This window comes from Kribbella hippodromi (assembly GCF_039531045.1).
GTDB classification, from domain to species: Bacteria; Actinomycetota; Actinomycetes; order Propionibacteriales; family Kribbellaceae; genus Kribbella; species Kribbella hippodromi.
Genome location: NZ_BAAAPH010000007.1, coordinates 239,127 through 258,309 on the forward strand (window position 1 = coordinate 239,127; position 19,183 = coordinate 258,309).

At 68.3% G+C, this 19,183-nt stretch carries 10 protein-coding genes; 5 read left to right on the forward strand and 5 right to left on the reverse strand.

Annotated features, from left to right (window positions below):
• The first annotated feature begins 111 nt into the window (after positions 1-111).
• Both ABD260_RS13480 and ABD260_RS13485 read left to right on the forward strand, forming a co-directional pair.
• Entirely contained in the window at positions 112-3,480 is a 3,369-nt protein-coding gene (locus ABD260_RS13480; protein WP_344233800.1) for a phosphodiester glycosidase family protein, read from the forward strand.
• 10 nt (positions 3,481-3,490) lie between these two features.
• The gene (locus tag ABD260_RS13485; protein ID WP_344233801.1) at positions 3,491-4,402 is read left to right on the forward strand and encodes a S66 peptidase family protein; all 912 of its coding nucleotides are present in this window, start codon (positions 3,491-3,493) and stop codon (positions 4,400-4,402) included.
• Here ABD260_RS13485 and ABD260_RS13490 read toward each other — a convergent pair.
• The 4 genes from ABD260_RS13490 to ABD260_RS13505 all read right to left on the reverse strand — a co-directional run bounded on the left by ABD260_RS13490 (position 4,374) and on the right by ABD260_RS13505 (position 10,815).
• Positions 4,374-6,161 carry a S9 family peptidase gene (locus ABD260_RS13490; protein ID WP_344233802.1) on the reverse strand — a complete coding sequence of 596 codons (1,788 nt, stop codon included), beginning with the start codon at positions 6,159-6,161 and terminating at the stop codon, positions 4,374-4,376. The two genes, ABD260_RS13485 and ABD260_RS13490, sit on opposite strands and share 29 nt — an antisense overlap.
• Positions 6,162-6,218: 57 nt before the next feature.
• Complete coding sequence (locus tag ABD260_RS13495) at positions 6,219-7,997, reverse strand: ABC transporter ATP-binding protein (RefSeq protein ID WP_344233803.1); 1,779 nt, start codon at positions 7,995-7,997, stop codon at positions 6,219-6,221.
• Positions 7,994-9,754, reverse strand: coding sequence for an ABC transporter transmembrane domain-containing protein (locus tag ABD260_RS13500; RefSeq protein ID WP_344233804.1), 1,761 nt, complete (start codon positions 9,752-9,754; stop codon positions 7,994-7,996). Before ABD260_RS13500 ends, ABD260_RS13495 begins: the two co-directional genes overlap by 4 nt.
• Before the next feature lie 137 nt (positions 9,755-9,891).
• Positions 9,892-10,815, reverse strand: a complete 924-nt coding sequence (locus ABD260_RS13505) for a helix-turn-helix domain-containing protein (RefSeq protein ID WP_344233805.1) — start codon at positions 10,813-10,815, stop codon at positions 9,892-9,894.
• Between the two features lie 115 nt (positions 10,816-10,930).
• Between ABD260_RS13505 and ABD260_RS13510 the strand changes: the two genes are divergently transcribed.
• Both ABD260_RS13510 and ABD260_RS37560 read left to right on the forward strand, forming a co-directional pair.
• Positions 10,931-14,905 carry a S8 family peptidase gene (locus ABD260_RS13510; protein WP_344233806.1) on the forward strand — a complete coding sequence of 1,325 codons (3,975 nt, stop codon included), beginning with the start codon at positions 10,931-10,933 and terminating at the stop codon, positions 14,903-14,905.
• A 1,729-nt stretch (positions 14,906-16,634) separates the two neighbouring features.
• Complete coding sequence (locus tag ABD260_RS37560) at positions 16,635-16,811, forward strand: dihydrofolate reductase family protein (protein WP_425553338.1); 177 nt, start codon at positions 16,635-16,637, stop codon at positions 16,809-16,811.
• Here the strand turns inward: ABD260_RS37560 and ABD260_RS13525 are convergent.
• Complete coding sequence (locus tag ABD260_RS13525) at positions 16,801-17,814, reverse strand: GTP pyrophosphokinase (RefSeq protein ID WP_344233810.1); 1,014 nt, start codon at positions 17,812-17,814, stop codon at positions 16,801-16,803. The two genes, ABD260_RS37560 and ABD260_RS13525, sit on opposite strands and share 11 nt — an antisense overlap.
• A 149-nt stretch (positions 17,815-17,963) precedes the next feature.
• On the opposite strand from ABD260_RS13525, the gene ABD260_RS13530 reads away from it, so the two are divergent.
• The gene (locus ABD260_RS13530; RefSeq protein ID WP_344233811.1) at positions 17,964-19,157 is read left to right on the forward strand and encodes an ATP-binding protein; all 1,194 of its coding nucleotides are present in this window, start codon (positions 17,964-17,966) and stop codon (positions 19,155-19,157) included.
• The last annotated feature ends 26 nt before the right edge of the window (positions 19,158-19,183 follow it).

Genomic DNA, 19,183 nt, shown 5'->3' on the forward strand with positions numbered 1-19,183 from the left:
GGCGCGGGTTACTTTGTCACCGGTCGGTTGACCGGCGTACACCTGCGGCTCATGGAGCGGTAGCGCGCACGGCGTCGGATGGCCGCGTCCGTCCACGCTGGGGAGGCTTCCGTGTCGCTCATCCGTCCCTTGACCACAGCGCTGGGCGTCGGCGGCTTGCTCGCCGGCGTCCTCGTCAGTCCGGCCGTAGGCCAGCCCACCCGGCCCGGCATCCCGGACGCCGCCATCGCGGAGAACGGGGTGCTCACGTCCCGGACCGACAGCCCGGTCGCGCCCGGCGTGAACTACACGTCGTTCGAGCGGCTCGACCCGAAGGGCTGGCAGCGCGGCGACATCCTGGACACCGACCTCGACAAGCACGGGGTCACGGTCGACTACGTGAACACCGGCAAGGTGTCGGGCGGGCAGCCGCTCAGTCAGCAGCTCGCCCGGAAGGGTGCGATCGCCGGCGTCAACGGCGACTTCTTCGACATCAACGACACCACCGCGCCGCTCGGTGTCGGCGTCGAGCGGACCGGCCGGCTGATCAACGCGCCGGCCGCCGGCCACAACGACACCGCGGTGATCGGCAAGGACGGCCTCGGCAAGATCGCCCAGCTGTTCCTGCAGGGCACGGCGACCGACGGCGCGACCAAGCTCGAGCTCACCAACCTGAATTCGCCCGGTGTGAACGCCGGCGGGATCGGTCTCTACACCCCGGAGTGGGGCGACGCGGCCCGGACCCGGACCGTCGACGGCCTCGCGAACGTCCGCGAGGTGATCCTTCGCGACGGAGTGGTCGCCAGCTCTGCCACCACTCCGGCCAGCACGCCACTGGCCGCGAACGAGCAGGCGCTGATCGGCCGCGAGGCCGGCGCCGACGCACTCAAGGCGCTCGCGGTCGGCGACAAGGTCGACGTGCAGTACGGTCTGCGCCCCGACGCGGCCGATGTCGCGGTCGGGATCAGCGGCAACTACCAGTTGGCGAAGGACGGACAGGTACCGGCCAATGTGCCGGATGCGGATCTGGCGCCGCGCACGGCGGTCGGGTTCGATGCGGACGGCAGCCGGATGATCCTGCTGACGGTCGACGGCCGGGCGACCGGTTCGCGCGGGTTGACCCTGAAGGAAATGGGTCAGCTGATGATCAGCCTCGGCGCCGACGACGCGCTGAACCTGGACGGCGGCGGCTCCTCCACGATGCTCTCGCGGACCCCCGGCAAGGCCGCGCCGGAGGTGGTCAACGACCCGTCCGACGGCGGCGAGCGGCTGGTGCCGAACGGCCTCGGCCTGCTCCCGGTCAAGGGCTCCGGCAAGCTGAAGGGCTTCCGGGTCGAGTCCGTCGGTACGTCGCAGGCAGGCCCGGACGCCGACATCTCACGCAGCTCCCGCGTCCTGACGGGCCTCAGCCGCGTACTGAGTGCGACCGGCTTCGACGAAACGTACGCCCCGGCGACCGGTACGCCGTCCTGGTACGCGGGTAGCAATGTCCGCGTCGATCGGCGTGGTGTGGTCACCGGGCGGCGAGCGGGCGATGTGGTCGTCACCGCGACCCGCGGTACGGCGAACGGAAGGTTCCCGATGACAGTGCTCGGTACGCCGGCCCGCCTCGCGCCGTCGACCCGCCAGGTCTCGCTCGCCGACGCCAACGCCAAGGGCTTCTTCGAGATCGACGGGTACGACGCCGACGGCTTCTCCACCTGGATCGAGCCGCGCGACGTGAAACTCGACTACGACGCGACCAAGGTGAAGATCGTTGCGAAGGGCAATGGGTTCGAAGTCAGTGCCCTGAGCAACGATGCGGTGTCGGCCGTGGTGACCGCGAAGGTCGGTGGACTGTCCACGCAGCTCAGTGTCACCGCCGGTCTGGCCAGCACAGTGGTCGACAAGCTCGATGACGTGACGAAGTGGGCCGCCAACGCCGTACCGGCCGGGGCCGCGACGGCGACGCGCTCGGCCGCGGAAGGGCATGACGGCGGGCAGGCGATCGCGCTCGACTACTCGCTCACGGGCAGTACGGCGACGCGGGCCGCGTACCTGTCGCAGACTCCGCAGCAGACGTTGCCGGGGCAGCCGCAGAAGCTCGGTGCGTGGATCTACGGCGACGGCAAGGGCGCCTGGCTGCGCGCGAACGCGTACGACGCGGCCGGTGGTACGGCGCAGACGCTGAACCTGGCCGCGACCATCGACTGGACCGGCTGGAAGTACGTCGAGGCGGACATCCCGCCCGGGCTGGCGATGCCGCTGCGGTTCTGGCGGCTGTACGTTGTCGAGACCTCGCCGACCCGGCAGTACTCGGGCCGCATCGTCGTCGACGACTTGACCGTACGCAGCGCGCCGCCCGTGACGATGGACCCGCAGGCCTTGGTGATCGACCCGATGGTGGTCACGGACGGGACCGTGCAGACCAGTGGCCGCTGGCGGTTCGCGGTGATGTCGGACGCGCAGTTCACCGCCGACGACCCGAACTCGGACTACGTGAAGCAGGCCCGGCGGACGATCCGCGAGGCGCTGGCGCAGAAGCCCGACTTCCTGGTGATCAACGGCGACTTCGTCGACCGGGCGTTCGGGCCGGACATCGCACTGGCCAAGCAGATCATCGACGAGGAGGTCGCCGGCAAGGTGCCGGTGCACTACGTGCCGGGCAACCACGAGACGTACGGGCCGGGTGACCTGTCCGAGTGGAAGAAGGTCTTCGGCGCCGCGACCAGCACCTTCGACCACAAGGGCACCCGGTTCATCCTGCGCGACTCGTCGCTCGGGTCGCTGCGGGCCGGTGGGTTCGACCAGATCCTCGACCTGCGCAAGCAGCTCGACTCCGCGGCTCAGGATCGCTCGATCCGCAACGTGGTGGTGATGGCGCATCACCCGATCGACGACCCGTCGCCGACACAGAACTCGCAGCTCGGTGACCGCAAGGAAGCCGCGATGATCGTGAAGTGGCTGGCGGACTTCCGGGCGTCGACCGGCAAGGGCGCAGCGTACATGGCCGGTCACGCCGGTACGTTCGCCGCGACTCGTACCGACGGTGTGCTGCTGCCCTTGACCGGCAACTCGGGCAAGAGCCCGGCCGCCGCGCCGGACGCTGGTGGGTTCACCGGCTGGGCGCTGGTCGGGATCGACCCGAAGGCGACCGCGGCCCCGGCCGGCGAGCGCAACTGGTCGGCGCCGGAACGTGCCTGGTTCCAGGTCGAGCTGCGACCGCATGTCGACTCGCTCGAACTGGCGGCTCCGGCGGTGCTCCGCCGTGGTCAGACCGCTCCCGCGTCCGCCACAGTCGTGCAGGACAGTCGCCGGGTTCCGGTGGCCTTCCCGGTGTCGGCTGACTGGTTCGGTTCGTCCAACCTGCACATCGGTACCGCGAAGAGCGCTCCGTTCTGGGCAATCGCCTCGTACGACCCGGCGACCGGCCAGCTCACCGCGCTCCGGCCTGGCACCGCCCAGCTCGGTGTCACGGTCAATGGCGTCACCAAGAGCACGACGCTTCGGGTCGATTGGTAGCGTCAGCGGGGTGACTGACGTGGTTGTGCCGCAGCGGCTGCGGAGTGGAGACCGGGTTGCCGTGGTGGCACCGTCTGGTCGAGTGGACGGTGCCCGGCTCGCGGTTGGGGTCGAGCACCTGAAACGGTGGGGCCTTGAGGTCGAGGTGATGCCGTCGGTGCTGGCGGGGCACGACCGGTTCCGCTACCTGGCTGCCGACGACAAAGCGCGTGCGGAGGATCTGCGGAACGCATGGCTCGACCAGCGGTTCGCTGCGGTGTTCTGCGCGCGCGGTGGGTACGGCGTGCAGCGGATGCTCGAGTACGTCGACCCGGACGAGCTGGTGGCCGTACCGAAGTGGTTCGTCGGGTTCAGTGACATCACCGCGCTGCACGAGCCGTTGAACGCACGTGGTCTGGTGACTGTGCACGGGCCGATGGCTGCTGCGGTGGAGCAGTTGGGCAACGACGTGGGTCGGGAACGGCTGCGGGCGTTGCTGTTCGAGCCGGAGACAGTCACCGACCTGTTGGCGCCAGTAGGTGCTCGTACGGTTGTCGATGGGGTCGCGGAGGGGCCGCTGCGTGGTGGCAACCTGGCGCTGCTGGCATCGAGCATCGGTACGCCGACGTACGCGCCGCCCGCCGGTGTGGTCGTACTCGAGGATGTGAACGAGGAGGGCTACCGGGCTGACCGGTTGCTCACCCAGCTGTTGCGGGCCGGGTGGTTCGAGCTGGTGACCGGTCTGGTTGTCGGCGACTTCAGTGAGGCCGATGCGGGTATTGGTGACGTCATTCGCGAACGGCTCGAGCCACTGGGCGTACCGATGGTGGAGGGTGCGGCGGTCGGGCATGAGGCGTTGAACCTGGCCGTACCGCTCGGACTGCCGGTACGGCTCGATGCGACCGCCGCGACGCTTACGCCAGGTGCTCTCGCAGGAAGCTGAACGCCTGCGGGTACGCATCCAGCCGGTTGGTGAGCTTGGCGAGACCATGACCCTCGTCGGGGTAGACGAGCAGCCGGCACGGTACGCCCCGCTTGGTCAGCGCGTCCGTGATCTGCTCCGCCTCCGACAGCGGTACGCGCGGGTCGTTGGCGCCGTGGATGACGAACAGCGGCGCCCGGATGTCGTCGACCCAACTGAGCGGGCTGGCGGACTCCAGGAACTCCCGGTCGGTCGCCAGATAGCCGTACTCGCGTTCGCGCATCGCACGCCGGTAGTCCGAGGTGTTCTCCAGGAACGTCACCAGTGACGCCATCCCGACCAGGTCGACACCGGCGGCCCACAGGTCGGGCTGGAACGCCACGCCGGCCAGGACCATGTAGCCGCCGTACGAGCCGCCCCAGAGCGCGGCGCGCGACGAGTCGGCGCCGATGGTCGGCAGCCAGGCGTTGATCGCGGCCAGGTCCTTGACCGAGTCGAGGCGCAGTTCGCGGTCGTCGAGTGAGTACCAGCGCTTGCCGTACCCGGCTGAGCCGCGCACGTTCGGTACGACGACCGTGTGCCCTTCGCCTGCCAATGCGGCGACGATCGGGTTCCACATCCGCAGCGCGGCACCCTCCGGCCCGCCGTGTACGTGCACCACTGTGGAGCCCAGCGCCGTACCGGTCGGACGGAACACGAACACCGGCACCTGCTCCCCGTCGAACGACGGCACTCGCAGGCTCTCCGGGTACTGCAGCTCCGCCGGTACGTCAGGCATGTTCGGCGGCCGGATCGCGGTCAGCTCACCGCCTGGTACGAAACGGAACACCGTTGGCGGCGCGACCGGGGAGTTGTAGGTGATGGCGGCGAACGAGCCGTCCGGCGACCAGACCGGGTTCGGCGTCGCGATCATCAACGCCGCACAACCACCGGCGGGCAGACCGAGTGGTGCAATCGGCGTGCCGTGCTCCAGCCGGTGCAGCGCGAGCGACACCTCGCCGTCGTCCAGTGCGGCAACCAGCAGGTGCTGACCGTCCGGCGAGGGCCAGCCGGCCAAGTCGCGGGCGTCATCGGCCAGGAAGTCGCTCCAGGTGCCGTCGGCCACGTCGTACCGGCGGAGTGCTTTGCGGTCGCGGCCGGCATCACTGGAGACCAGGAACGCGGACGAGTCGGGCAGCCAGGCCAGCGGACTTTGGTCGTTTTGGGCGTCTTCCGCGGTGAGCTCGGTGACGGACCGGCTGGACGTGTCGAGCAGGAGCAGCTGCATCGAGTTTGCCGGGCTGCTGGCCTTGGACAGTACGACCCACTTGTCGTCCGGCGACGGGTCGACGGCCATCACCCAGCCACCGGCGTCGTACAGGACACTCTCGCTACCAGTGGTCAGGTCGTGCGCGATCAGGTCGAAGTCGACGCCGTTGCGACGGTTCGTCGTGTACAGCACGCGTCCGGCGCGTACGGCGACCAGGTGGTGGATGTACTCGGCATCATGCACCAGCGGAGCCAGTACGGGCAGGCCGGCGTCCTTCAGGTCGAGCCGCGACAGCTGACCGCGCTCGTTGCCACCGGCATCATGTTCGACGATCACCTGACTGGTGCCGGGGACGAACTGGGCGCCACGGCAGGTGTCACCTAGATCGGTCAGCGCACGCCAAGTGCCGTCCGGTGCGACCTCGTTGATCTGACGGGTGCCGGTGCCGTCGTACAGCACCAGCAGCCGGCCGTCGTCAGCGACGTCGAGAGCCATGGCGGTGGGCAGCGAGAAGAGCGTCGTCAGCAGCACCCCCTCATCCTGGCACGAGAGGGGTGCCCGGCTGGTTACGCCGGACACCCCTGTTGGTCAGCGTTCGCCGTGCCAGGACTGCCAGAGGGCCGCGTACGGTCCCTGGGCGCCGACCAGCTCGTCGTGGCCGCCGAGCTCGACGATGCGACCGTCCTCGACGACCGCGATCACATCCGCATCGTGTGCGGTGTGCAGCCGGTGCGCGATCGCGACCACGGTCCGGCCCTCCAGCACACCCGCCAGCGACCGTTCCAGGTGCCGGGCCGCCCGCGGATCCATCAAGGAGGTCGCCTCGTCCAGGACCAGGGTGTGCGGGTCAGCCAGCACCAGGCGAGCCAGCGCGACCTGCTGCGCCTGGGCAGGCGTTAGCGAGACCCCACCGGAGCCCACCTCGGTGTCCAGCCCGTCGTCGAACCCCGCTACCCAGCCGTCGGCGTCGACCGAGCGCAGCGCTGCCCACAGGTCCGCGTCGGACGCGTCCTGCCTGGCCAGCCGCAGGTTGTCGCGGACGCTGCCCACGAACACGTGGTGCTCCTGGTTGACCAGTGCGACATGGCTTCGTACCTGCTCTGCCGACATCCGGTCCAGGGCTGCGCCGCCCAGCGTGATGTCACCGACGCGTGGCGAGTAGATGCCGGCCAGCAAGCGGCCGAGTGTCGACTTGCCCGCACCGGACGGTCCGACCAGCGCCACGCGGGCACCCGGCTCGACCGTCAGCGTCACACCGTGCAGCACGTCCCGGCCTTCCAGATAGCCGAACCTCACGTCGTCGGCGAGTACGGTCCGGCCCTCCGGCTCGTCCTCGCTCGCCGCCGCGGCCTCCTCGACCTCACGGACACCGACCAGCCGTGCCAGCGACACCTGCGCCACCTGCAGCTCGTCGTACCAGCGGATCATCATGTTGACCGGCTCAACCAGCATCTGGATGTACAGCGCACCGGTCGTCAGTGCACCGACCGTGAGCCAGCCCTTGATCGCGAACCCGCCGCCGATGACCAGCACGGCCGCCAGCGCGACCGTGTGGGTCATGTTGATCACCGGGAACAGGATCATCCGCAGGAACAGCGTGTACCGCTCCCAGGCGACCCACTGACCGATCCGGGTGTCGCCGAGGCCGATCCGGCGCGCGCCGAGCCGGTGCGACTCGACCGTACGCCCCGCGTCGACGGTCTCCGCCAGCGCGGACGCCACCGCGGCGTACCCGGCTGCTTCCGACCGGTACCCCGATGGTGCGCGCCGGAAGTACCACCGGCCGCCGATGATCAGGATCGGCGCCGCGATCACCACTGCCACCGCCAACGGCGGCGCGGTGACGATCAGCGCACCGATCAGCAGGCTGCCCCAGATCACCGCGATCGTGAGCTGCGGTACGGCGTCGCGCATGGCGTGCGAGAGCCGGTCGATGTCGGTGGTGATCCGGGACAGCAGGTCACCCGTCCCGGCGCGTTCCAGCACGCCCGGCGGCAGGCCCACCGCGCGTACCAGGAAGTCCTCGCGCAGGTCGGCGAGCATCTCCTCACCGAGGACCGCGCCGCGCAGCCGGGTCAGCCGGGTGAAGCCGGCCTGCACCGCCAGAGCGATGACGAAGCCGATCACGACGGACGGCAGCTTCACGTCGGTGTTGCCCTCGGACAGCTTCTGCACCACGTTGCCGAGCAGCCACGGACCGACCATGCCGCTCAGCGCCGCCACTGCGTTCACCAGCGTCAGCCAGAGGAACGCACGGCGGTGCCGGCGGATCAGCGTCTTCAGGTACGCACGCACCGTCGCGCTACCTGCTACCGGGAGCCGCACCACTTCCTGTGGGGCCGCCGGGTCGTACAGAGGGCGCTTCACGACAGCTCCTCGAGAGTTGGCTCTTCTTCACGGGTCACGACCGCGCGGTAGCGCGCATTGGTGTGCAGCAGCTCGTGGTGCGTCCCGGTCGCTTCCACCTGGCCGTCCGGTACGAACACCACGCGCTCCGACCGGTCCAGCATCAGCGGGCTGGACGTGAACACCACCGTCGTACGCCCGGTACGCAGCAGCCGCAGACCGTCTGCGATGCGGGCCTCGGTGTGGGCGTCCACCGCGCTGGTCGGCTCGTCCAGCACCAGCACCTGCGGGTCGACGTACAGCGAGCGGGCCAGTGCCACCCGCTGACGCTGACCACCGGACAGGGAGCGGCCGCGCTCGGTCAGCACGGCGTTCATCGCGTCGGACTCACCGGACGGCAGCGTCTGCCGCAGCACGTCGAGGATGTCCGCGCACTGCGCGGCGTCCAGTGCTGTCTCCGGGGTGACCGAACCACTCGACGGCACGTCGAACAGCTCGCGCACCGTCCCGGACAGCAGCACCGGGTCCTTGTCCTGCACCAGCACGACCGTGCGTGCGGACTCCAGCGGCAGGTCGTCCAGCGCTACCCCGTCCAGCAGTACGGACGGCTCGCCGTCGGCGGTCGGGCTGTGACCGCCCAGCCGGTCGGCCAGCAGACCGCCCGCGTCCGGGTTGCCGGAGACGACCGCGGTGAAGCTCCCGGCCGGGACGTACAGCCCGGTGACCGGGTCGAGCAGGTCGCCCTCCGGCTGCTGCGCCTCGGCGGTCCCCATCGCCACGTCGGTGCGCTGCAGCGACAGCACCCGCGCGGCCCGGCGCGCCGACACCTTCGAGAAGATGAACGCGCTCGCGGTCTCCTCGAACGTGTGCAGCGGCACCAGCAGGAACGTCACGAACCCGTAGGTGGTGACCAGCTCACCGACCGAGATCCGGCCGGACAGCACCAGCCGTACGCCCATCCAGACGATCAGGACCAGGAACAGGCCGAACAGCAGCACCTGCAGGGCCGCGATCAGCGACCACATCCGGGCACTGCGGACAGCGCTGGTCCGGTACTGCTGGGAGGCGTCGCGGTAGCGCTCCAGGAACAGCTGCTCGCCACCGATGCCACGCAGCACGCGCAGCCCGGCGACGGTGTCGGCGGCCAGCTCGGTCGCCCGGCCGCCCTTGGCCCGCTGCTCGTCCGCGCGGCGCTCCGCCGGACCCATCAGCGGCACGATCGAGAACGCCAGCACCGGCACCGCGAGCGCGACGACCAGGCCGAGCTGCGGTTCGTACAGCAGCAGGCCGACGACGACCGCGAAGCAGGTCAGCAGCGCGGCCGCGAACCGGCCGACGACCTCGACGAACCAGCCGATCTTCTCCACGTCGCCGCTGCTCACGGCGACCACCTCGCCGGCCGCGATCCGGCGGGTCAGCAGCGAGCCCAGCTCGGCCGCCTTGCGGATCAGCAGCTGCTGCAGGCGGGCCGCGGTGCTGATCCAGTTCGTCACCACGGCGCGGTGGAAGAACGAGTCGGCGCCGGCCTTCGCCGCGCCGAACACCAGCAGCAGCGCGCCGGCCAGGATCAGCTTGGACCAGGACAGGTCGATGGCCGCCTGCACGGCGAGCCCGACGGCGACCGGAGTGGCGGCGATGCCGCCGAAGAACACCAGGCCCCAGAACACCGCGAGGGCCTGCCCGCGCAGCTGCTGGTGTTCCAGCCAGAGAATGAGTCGGAGACCGGACCGGGTGTCGGGCACACCCGGATCGGCGAACGGAATGAGGCGCAACGACATGACGTCTCACAAAGAGGCATAGAGGGATGAAAGGAAAGAGCCTGACCAGGCGAATGGATCAAGCGTAGGTGCCGCCGCCGACAGTCCGTCAAACCCTTTTCAGCCTCTGATTGGTCAGACCCGCGAACGGGGTCCGGTCAGCCGGCCGAACGGGCCAGTCCGACCGCGACGCCGGCCTGGAACCGGGTCTCCGCGTGCAGGCTGCTCTGCACCCGCTGGATGCGCCGCCCGACGGTCCGGAGGCTGATCCCGAGCTGCCGGGCGATCGCCTGGTCGGTCATCCCGGCGGACAGCAGCGCGATCAGCGTGTGGTCGCCGTCCTCGCCCGGCTCCTCGCTGCCCAGAGCCAGCGGCAGCGCCGCCGTCCAGACCCGCTCGAACAGTGCGATCAGCGCATCCAGCAACGAGCTCGGCCGGACCACCAGCAGGCCTTCACTGGTCCGGGTGCCGGTCACCATCGGGAGCGTCGCGACCTGGTTGTCGTAGATCGCCAGCCGGAGCGGTACGTCACCAGTGACCCGTGCCTGCTCTCCTACCGACAGGGTCACCAGCAGTGTGTCCAGGCCCTGCTCGTCCACGGCAGCCCGGCTGTAGACGATCCGGTGTACCACTCCGTGCTGGATCGCATCCGCGGACACCTGTGCGTCCTCCGGTGAGATCCGCTTCACGTACGGCGGTGTCTCGAAGGCGCGTACCTCCGACCGGGTCGCCCGGTGGATCGCCAGCAGGTACGCATGCGCTTGGTCGCCAGGCACTACCTCCACCGGTGACTGGCGGACCGGGTACGGCGTGGCGCGATGGAGTCGTTCCAGCTCCTGCACTCGGGTGGCGACCTGGTCCAGCTCCAGCTGCCGGGCGTCCAGTAGTCCCTGTAGTGCGACGGCCGGCGGTACGGCGCTGTACTTGCCGTCCTCCACCCGCAGCAGCCGCTTGCTGACCAGCGCATCCAGGCTGGCGCCGGGGAGGTCCTGCGCGAGCTCCGCCGCGCTGCGTCCTGGATGAGTCAGGACGTGCTCGTAGACCTGTTCTTGTACCCCGTCGATCCCCAGGCGCTCCAGCACGCGGACCAGCGTATGACCGATCTCAGCCAATGGCCTAGACCTGCCGTCAGGATGTCTTTACACGGTCGGGGTGGCCCGGTGATGCTCCAGGAAATCGATTCCTGGGAGCCGCCCCATGTCACGCCCAGCCCTGTCACGCACAGCCCTGTCCCGTCCGCGCCCCGCTGTGGTGGCCCTGGTTGGTACGGCGCTGCTCGCCGGCCTCCTGACCAGCCCCGCCGCCACCGTGGCCGCCGCACCGCCGCCCACCGCACAGCTACCGATAGCGAAGCCGGTCGGCCTGCCGCACGTCAGTACGCCGACGACGGTCACCCTGGTGACCGGTGACAAGGTCACCCTCGCCCCGGACCCAGACGGGACCATGCAGGTTCAGCTGCAGCCAGTGGCTCGCCCGAACGGCTACACGCCGGGCATGCAGATGGTGCAGACCAACGCGGAGCAGCTGGCGGTACCGGACGACGCCCTGCCATACCTGTCCGCCGGAGTACTCGACCGCACCCTCTTCGACGTCGGCTACCTGGTCAGCAACGGGTACGCCGACAACGCGACCACCCAGCTCCCGGTCATCACCCAGCTGTCGTCGGCTGTTCCGGCTGCCAAGCTGCGCAACCAGGCTGACGCACTGCCCGGACTGAGCCCGACCGTGCAACTCAACAGCGTGCACGCGACCGCGGCCGATGTCTCGAAGTCCCAGGCTGGTTCGTTCTGGTCGTCCATCGCCGGCGCGGCCGTGCCACGGACCGGGCGGCCCGTACCGCGGGCGTTCGGCCGGAGCGTGACCCACGTCTGGCTGGACCGGAAGCTGAAGGCCACGCTGGACCAGAGCGTGCCGATGATCGGCGCACCACAGGCCTGGGCCGCCGGGTACGACGGGAAGGGCGTCAAGGTCGCCGTACTGGACACCGGCATCGACGCGAACCATGCGGACCTCAAAGGCAGGGTGACCGCGTCGAAGAACTTCACCAGCGACCCGGACATCTCCGACGGGTACGGCCATGGGACGCACGTCGCGTCGATCATCACCGGGTCGGGCGCCGCGTCCGGGGGCAAGTACAAGGGTGTGGCGCCCGGTGTGGATCTGCTCGTCGGCAAAGTGCTCAACAACAAGGGCTTCGGTGAGGACTCCGACATCATCGCCGGGATGGAGTGGGCCGCGGCGCAGGGCGCCAAGGTGATCAACATGAGCCTCGGCGGCACCCCCACGGCCGACGAAGCGGATGATGTCGGTGCGCTGGCGGTCGACCGCATCACCGCGGCAACCGGCGCGCTGTTCGTCGTCGCCGCCGGGAACAACGGTCTGTCCGGTGCATCGACCGTCAGTACCCCTGGTGTCGCTGAGTCCGCCCTGACCGTCGCCTCCGTCGACAAGAGCGACAAGCTCGCGTACTACTCCAGCCGCGGACCACTGCTGTACCCGAACCGAGTGAGCAAGCCGGACATCTCCGGACCGGGCTCGGACATCGTCGCGGCGCGTGCGGCGGGTACGTCCCTCGGCAGCCCGGTCGACGCGAACTACACGTCGCTGTCCGGTACGTCGATGGCGACACCGCACGTCGCCGGAGCCGCTGCGATCCTTGCGCAAGAACATCCGGACTGGCAGGCCGCACAGCTCAAGGCGGCGCTGATGAGTACCAGCAAGGACGACGGGTACTCCACGTACGAGCAAGGTGCTGGTCGGGTCGATGTCGCGCGGGCCGTGACGCAGCAAGTGTCCGGTGTCACCGCCGGCGTGGACTTCGGGAAGATCCTGGAGACCGAGACAGGCGACGTCGTACGGCAGATCAGCTATCGCAATGACAGTGCGGGTGACGTGACGCTGCACCTCAGCAGCGTGCTGCGGTCGACCAGCGGAACCGACCTTGGCCAGGCCGTCAGTGTGCCGGGCCAGGTTGTCGTACCTGCGCATTCGACTGCGAGCGTCGACGTGACCGTCCATGCCGGTCAGTTGCAGGACGGGTTCTCTGCTGGTGCTGTGGTGGCTTCGGCGGACGGCGTTCAGGTCCGTACCGCACTTGCCCTGCGCCGGTCCCGGCAGAGCTTTCAGGTCAAGGTGAACGTGAAGTTCAGCGCCCGGCCGATGTTCGGCGCGATGATCAACGCGATCAACCTCGACGACCACACCGCCAAGATGGTGCTGCTGCAGCGGGCGGAGCTCGCGCCGGACGGGATGAGCGGCTCGTTCTCGCTGGACCTGCCGCCCGGCCGGTGGTCGATCGTCGTCAATCATGACCGCGAGCCGGCCAGTAAGCGGCTGGAGTACGTGATGTTCGCCGAGCCCGAGCTGTCGGTGCAGGGGCCGGTCACGCTGTCGTTCGACGACCAGGACGCGGTTCCGTACCGGAATGTCACCGACGGCCCGACGCAGAACATCGCCGGGGGAATGATGGCGTACCGGTCGACCACCGATGGGACCGATGGACTCGGTGTGACCCAGCTGCTGACCAAGTACGGCGACGGTGGCTTCTTCGTGGCGCCGACGAAGCCGGTGACTGCTGGGGCGTTCTCGCTCAAGTTCAACGCGACCCGGGCGCTTCCGCAGGTGCAACTGGCGGTGGACTCGGCCAACGGCCGAGGTCTGTCGATGTTCCCGAACTACTCGGACTACGCGGGAGTCGCGCCGCGGTTCGACGGCCGCTACCGGAAGCTGCCGGTGCTGGACGTCGGCTGGTCGCTCGAGCCGGCTGAGCTGGCGAAGGTACGCGGCAAGCTCGTACTGATGTCATACACCTGGGGCCACGGTGGGTACGAGTGCGCGCTGCACGTGGACGACCTTGCCGCGCTCAAGGCAGCCGGTGCTGTTGGCGTACTGCAGGAGTCCGGCGACTGTGATCTGTATCCGCAGTGGGTGGAAGGCAATGTCGACCTGCCGGTCGCTGGGATCGATGCGGATGAAGGCGTTCGGCTGCGGGAGGTACTGGCTCGTGGACCGGTGACGGTGTCGCTGACTGGTACACCGAACGCCCCTGTCGTCTACCACTTGGCACAGGTGTCGGCAGGTCGGTTCCCGGACTCCGCTACCTATCGGGTGCGCGACAAGGACCTGGCACGCGTACGGACGAGCTACACGCCGGAGTGGCAACCGAAGCAGTTCGCCGGGCAGGAGGGCGTCGATAGTCGGATCAACGCGGCGGTGGAGTCGCGGACGCTGTTCACCTGGCCGAACTACTTCACGTCGTTCCCCCAAACGCGGGACGAGCTGTACGGACCGGTCGGCCCGGAGGTGCAGTGGATTCGTACCGTCGGAACCGATGCGGCGCTGCGGTCGGCCGAGGAACGGCGTACGACACTGCGCCCCGGCCGGATGCCCGATGAACGCTGGCTGGGTGCACCACGTGGTATCGGACCGTCCGACGTACCGCCGAGTGCGACGAACCTGACGCACATGGGCTTCTGCTTCGCGTGCCGTGACGGCGACCGGCTGGTCGTCATGCCTGAGTACGCGAACCCGGACCCGTTGGTTGTCGCCTCATTGCTGGTGACCGGTACGCAGACCAAGTTGTACCGCGATGGGCAGGAGATTCCGGCGACAATGTACTCCGGGTTCCCGTCCTTCACGATGCCGTCCGGGCCGGGGCGCTATCGCCTCGTACTGGACTCGGATCTGAACACCGGTCCGCAGAAGAGCTACGATCTGTACAAGTACAGCGCGAAGCAGCACACCGAGTGGACGTTCGGTTCGGCCCATGTTGGTACGGCGAATGTTGGCAACACCACCTGTTATCAGGCATGGGTCGAGAAGACCGCTCCGTTGACCTGTGCGCCGCAGCAGCTGCTGTACGTCAGGTACTCGGCTCCGACGGATGGCACCAACAAGGTGCGTCATGGTGTGGTGCCGCTGCAGCTCAAGCCCTACTACGAGCGCACTGCCAAGACAGGTAGCGCGGCGTCATTCCGGTCGGTGAAGGTGACTGCTAGCTACGACGGTGGCAAGAGCTGGAAGCCGGTGGCTGGAGTGAACTTGCGCAGTAGCTACCAGGCGCTGCTGGTGGCACCACGTGGTACGACCACGGTGTCACTGCATGTCGAGGCAACCGACCTGAACGGCAACACCATCTCCCAGACGATCGACTCGTTGCTGGGCGTGCGCTGATCTCACGGGTCCGCCGGCCGCGACCGGTTCGGTGTTCATCGATGTAGCGTCGAGATCGATGACCACCGAATCCAGTCGCGGGCGGCGGCTGCTCGTCCTCGCGATCTGCTGCTCCAGTCTGTTCATCGTCGGGCTGGACTCGACGATCGTGAACCTCGCGCTGCCCGCGATCCGGCACGAGTTCGGTGCCTCGGTCGCCAAACTGCAGTGGACAAGTCGGAGGCCAAGCGGTCTTAGGAAGACAACTCACAAGACCAACTCCTTGGCTCACAGAACGACATGGCTACGATCCGACTTCCAGACCGGGCTGGTGCTGTTCGGGATCGGGTCGCTGCTGTGCGGGATCGCGCCGACGATCGACCTGCTGATCGCGTTCCGGGTGCTGCAGGCGGTCGGTGGGTCGATGCTGAACCCGGTGGCGATGTCCATCATCACCAACACCTTCACCGATCCACGCGAGCGGGCGCAGGCGATCGGGATCTGGGGCGGCGTGGTCGGGCTGAGCATGGCGGTCGGGCCGGTCGTCGGCGGGTCGCTGGTGGATGCGGCCGGATGGCGGTTCATCTTCTGGATCAACGTGCCGGTGGCGGCGGCAGCTGTCGTACTGACCGCGCTGTTCGTGCCGGAGTCACGGGCGGCGGTGCCGCGCCGGATGGACCCGGTCGGGCAGGTGCTGGTGGTCCTGCTGCTGGGTGGACTGACCTACGGCATCATCGAGGGCCGGACCGCCGGGTGGGGCTCGCCGCTGATCATCGGGTGCTTTGTCACCTGCGTGGTCGCGTTGGTGACGCTGGTGTACTACGAGCGCCGCCGAGACCAACCGCTACTGGAACCACGGTTCTTCCGCAGTGCGCCGTTCTCCGGAGCCACGCTGATCGCGGTGTGCGGGTTCTCGGCGTTGTCGGGGTTCCTGTTCCTCAACTCGCTCTATCTGCAGACCGCACGTGGTTTCACCGCGCTGCACGCCGGTCTGCTGACGTTGCCGATGGCGGCGATGACAGTGGTGTTCGCACCCATCTCCGGTTGGCTGGTAGGTCACCGCGGACCACGTGTACCGCTGGTGGTGGCCGGCACCATGCTGACAGCCGCCGGACTGATTCTGTCTCGCCTGACCATCAGCACCTCCACACTGCACTTGCTGATCGCCTATCTGGTCTTCGGACTCGGTTTCGGCATGCTGAACGCGCCCATCACCAACGCGGCAGTCTCCGGCATGCCCCGCGCCCAGGCCGGCGTCGCAGCAGCAATCGCCTCAACCAGCAGACAAGTAGGCGCCTCACTAGGCGTCGCAGTAGCCGGCACCGTCCTCACCGCCCGCCTGGTAGGCCCTTTCGAAACCGGCTTCGTCGACGCCGCCCGCCTCTGCTGGTACATCATCGCAACCTGCGGCGCCCTGGTGTTCGTGCTCGGGCTGATCACCACAGGCGCCTGGGCCCGCCGCACCGCTGCATCTGCCACAGCCGACCTTGTCAAAGACACCCCACCAGCTCCGACCAAGTGACATCAACACACCTTCGAAGGAGCTGACGATGGCCAACAGGATCGTGGTGTCGGTGCAGGTATCGCTGGACGGACGAGTAGCCAGCGCGAACGGCGTACTCGACTGGCTCCAGGTCAAGCACGAGTTGCACGCACACTTCGTCGAGGTACACCGAACAGCTGGTCTGTTCATGTACGGACGCCGCACGGCGACCTCTACCTGCTCGGTAGCGGTCAGCTCATCACCGCGCTGGCCGAACGTGATCTCGTCGACGCGTACGAGATCTACGTACATCCGGTGGCCCTGGGTGGTGGGGAATCGGTCTTGCAGGGACTGCCGGCGCGTCAGGGGCTGACGCTGACCGGCGCTCGGACGTTCGACGGGAACGTGGTCAAGCTCGAGTACGGGCGGCCGATCACGGTGTGACGATGCCGGCGCGGACTAACGCTTTCAGGCGGCCGCGGAGGATCTTTTGGCGGCGTTCTTCGGTGGGGAACAGGTCCAGGTAGGTGGCGCCCTTTGCGGCCAGCAGGTCGTCGTCGAGGCGGCGTACGGTGCCGGCGGGCGCGCGGTGGGTCATGGCGGACTGTACGGCGGCGCTGTCGATGCCGGTGAGCAGGTCGGTGAGCTGCTCTTCCGTAGTCACGCCCAGCCGCGCAAGTACGCCGAGGATCCACGCGTAGTGCGTCGTCTTCGCATGCGGCGCGTCCGGGTAGCGGCGGTTCAGGTACGTGGTCAGCGTGCCCGTGGTCAGATCGAGTGGAGCCTTGTCCGACGCGGTTGCGGCCAGCTCGCGGTACAACCGGTCGATCTCGGTGAACTCGTTGTCGGCCAGCTCCATCAGCGCGGCCGCCAGCAGGAACCGCCGGTCGAACTCCGGCTTCCGGTCCGGCGGGATGTCCAGCTTGTACCTGATGTCGTGCTCGAACTCGGCCCACGCGTGCTGCACCGCCGTACGCACCTGGATCTCCATCACCAGATTCTTCAGCACCGCGTACTCCGGGAGCTCCCGCCGGTGCGCGTTCAGCCGGACCAGATAGTGCTTGCTGGCGTACCCGAAGACGCCCTGCGCGCGAGTGTGCGCCCCCATGTCGGTGTGTTCGACGATCTCGAACTCGGCCTCGATCACCTCACACACCCGGTCCACCGCCTCGACCAGGAACGTGATCACCCGCGCCGCGACCAGGTCGGTGATCTGGTTCAGCGGATCGTCGTACTTCGGCCGGGCCGGATCGTCCGGATGCGGTTTCGCCGCCTTCGCCAGGAACGACTCCGGGTCCTTCGCCCGGGCGGTCGCGCTCAGGTAGTTGATGCCCTCTTCTTCACCGATCAGTTCGTTGATCAGCGCTTCCAGCTTCCGGGCGCCACCGACGTACTGCTGGTGTACGCGCTCGTACAACGCGCCGGCTTGCGGAACCCACTCCACCATGGCGGAACCATAGTGGTCTTGCGGTCGCTGGCAACGTCTATCGGATTCTAGTATTTTTGCTAGAGATCAGTAGAGACCGCTCGCGACACGCTCTGGTCGTTGATTGGTCAATCTACGGAAAACCGTAGACGGCCACATACAGTGAAAGCATGGATCCGATCCGGAATCCCTATGCGCCCGGCGCCGGTCAGCGGCCGCCTGAGCTGGCCGGACGCGACACCGAGGTGCGGCAGTTCGAGGTGGTCCTCGAGCGGGTCGCGGCAGGCAGGCCGGAGCGCAGTCTGGTGCTGAGCGGGCTCCGGGGCGTCGGCAAGACGGTGCTCCTCAACACGCTGCGCAGCCAGGCCATCAAGCGCGCGTGGGGTACGGGGAAGATCGAGGCCCGACCGGAGCAGAGCATCCGGTTGCCGATCGCGCAGGCGCTGCACACGGCAATGCGCGAGTTGGGGCACCGGCACCGGGACGAGGACCGGGTCGATCAGTTCAGCGCCGTACTGAAGGCGTTCGCGCTGCGGACCGGCGCGGAGGACCGGAAGGGCATCCGTTGGCACCCGCCGGTCGACGTGGCGGCTGCGAAGGGCCGGGCCGACTCCGGCGACCTGGAGATGGACCTGATCGAGCTGTTCACCGACGCGGCCGATCTGGCCGGCGACCTGTCGGTCGGTGCCGGTCTGTTCATCGACGAGATGCAGGACATCAGTGCGGACGACCTGTCCGCGCTGTGCGCCGCCTGTCACGAGATCTCGCAGCAGAGCGCCCCACTGGTAGTCGTTGGTGCCGGCCTGCCGCATCTGCCGGCCGTACTGTCGGCCAGCAAGTCGTATTCGGAGCGGCTCTTCCGGTACGTACGCGTCGACCGCTTGGCGCGTGATGCCTGCGACCGCGCGTTGATGATCCCCGCGGAGAGCGAGGGCGTCCAGTACGACGATGAAGCGCTCGACGAGTTGTACGCCCAGACCGACGGCTACCCGTACTTCGTCCAGGCCTTCGCGCACGCGACCTGGGATCATGCGCCGAAGTCGCCGATCACGATCAAGGACGTGTCGGTGGCCGCACCGGAAGCGTCTGCCGAGCTCACCGTCGGTTTCTTCGGCTCCCGCTACGAACGCGCGACGCCCGCCGAACGCGAGTACATGCGTGCGATGGCCGAGCTGGGCATCGGGGTCGACGACGGCTCGGTCCCGACATCCGAGGTCGCCAGCACACTGAACCGCAAACCTCAGTCCCTGTCCCCCGCGCGCGACGGCTTGATCAAGAAAGGCCTGGTCTTCTCCGCCGAACGCGGCACCGTCGCGTTCACCGTTCCACACTTCGGCAAGTTCCTGCGCACCCGCACGGCTTAACAAATCCTGGCTTTCGACTGACGTGT

Coding starts and splice junctions, on each gene's coding strand:
- ABD260_RS13500 (WP_344233804.1), bottom strand. CDS start 9,754: ATGTCGTTGCGCCTCATTCCGTTCGCCGATCCGGGTGTGCCCGACACC.
- ABD260_RS13510 (WP_344233806.1), top strand. CDS start 10,931: ATGTCACGCCCAGCCCTGTCACGCACAGCCCTGTCCCGTCCGCGCCCC.
- ABD260_RS13530 (WP_344233811.1), top strand. CDS start 17,964: ATGGATCCGATCCGGAATCCCTATGCGCCCGGCGCCGGTCAGCGGCCG.
- ABD260_RS13525 (WP_344233810.1), bottom strand. CDS start 17,814: ATGGTGGAGTGGGTTCCGCAAGCCGGCGCGTTGTACGAGCGCGTACAC.